At 56.2% G+C, this 1,007-nt stretch carries 1 rRNA gene (only partly in view); it reads left to right on the forward strand.

Annotated features, from left to right (window positions below):
- Positions 1-1,007: ribosomal RNA gene (locus CQ12_RS39415) — 23S ribosomal RNA — on the forward strand (it extends past both window edges: 2,278 nt to the left, 195 nt to the right).

Genomic DNA, 1,007 nt, shown 5'->3' on the forward strand with positions numbered 1-1,007 from the left:
CGAGAAGCGACTGTTTACTAAAAACACAGGTCCGTGCGAAGCCGTAAGGCGATGTATACGGACTGACGCCTGCCCGGTGCTGGAACGTTAAGGGGACCGGTTAGCTCCATTTCGGTGGGGCGAAGCTGAGAACTTAAGCGCCAGTAAACGGCGGTGGTAACTATAACCATCCTAAGGTAGCGAAATTCCTTGTCGGGTAAGTTCCGACCTGCACGAATGGCGTAACGACTTCTCGACTGTCTCAACCATAGGCCCGGTGAAATTGCACTACGAGTAAAGATGCTCGTTTCGCGCAGCAGGACGGAAAGACCCCGGGACCTTTACTACAGTTTGATATTGGTGTTCGGTTCGGCTTGTGTAGGATAGCTGGGAGACTGTGAAGCCTGGACGCCAGTTCGGGTGGAGTCGTCGTTGAAATACCAGTCTGGTCGTGCTGGATGTCTAACCTGGGTCCGTGATCCGGATCAGGGACAGTGTCTGATGGGTAGTTTAACTGGGGCGGTTGCCTCCTAAAGGGTAACGGAGGCGCCCAAAGGTTCCCTCAGCCTGGTTGGCAATCAGGTGTTGAGTGTAAGTGCACAAGGGAGCTTGACTGTGAGACCGACGGGTCGAGCAGGGACGAAAGTCGGGACTAGTGATCCGGCGGTGGCTTGTGGAAGCGCCGTCGCTCAACGGATAAAAGGTACCCCGGGGATAACAGGCTGATCTTCCCCAAGAGTCCATATCGACGGGATGGTTTGGCACCTCGATGTCGGCTCGTCGCATCCTGGGGCTGGAGTCGGTCCCAAGGGTTGGGCTGTTCGCCCATTAAAGCGGTACGCGAGCTGGGTTTAGAACGTCGTGAGACAGTTCGGTCCCTATCCGCTGTGCGCGTAGGAGTCTTGAGAAGGGCTGTCCCTAGTACGAGAGGACCGGGACGGACGAACCTCTGGTGTGCCAGTTGTTCTGCCAAGGGCATGGCTGGTTGGCTACGTTCGGGAGGGATAACCGCTGAAAGCATCTAAGCG

It is taken from the genome of Bradyrhizobium jicamae, from assembly GCF_001440395.1.
GTDB classification, from domain to species: Bacteria; Pseudomonadota; Alphaproteobacteria; order Rhizobiales; family Xanthobacteraceae; genus Bradyrhizobium; species Bradyrhizobium jicamae.